Origin of the sequence: Frateuria defendens (assembly GCF_001182895.1) — a bacterium.
Classification (GTDB): Bacteria; Pseudomonadota; Gammaproteobacteria; order Xanthomonadales; family Rhodanobacteraceae; genus Frateuria_B; species Frateuria_B defendens.
In genome coordinates, this window is the sequence record NZ_LFQR01000219.1 from 1 (window position 1) to 249 (window position 249).

The 249-nt window shown below is 75.5% G+C and carries 1 protein-coding gene; it reads left to right on the top strand.

The features are described from left to right. Positions 1 to 249: DUF1800 family protein (locus tag ACH65_RS20900; RefSeq protein WP_049624023.1), on the top strand; the 249-nt coding region annotated here is incomplete at both ends.

Below are 249 nucleotides of genomic sequence, written 5' to 3' on the forward strand. Positions count from 1 at the left end.
GGCTCAACCAGCTGGGCGAGGCGCCGTATGCACGCATCACGCCCGACGGCTACGCGCTGGATGGCGCAAGCTGGTCCGGCTCCGGGCAGATGGCCAAGCGCTTCGACGTGGCGGCGGCGCTCGGCAGCGGACGCAACCGGCTGTTCATGCCGCCGATGGACAACGAGGCCGAGGCCATGCCGCCGCCCGCCTCGACAGCCGGCGCCGCGGCCGGTACGGCGGCCGGCGAGGCGACGGACGCCGCCAGCG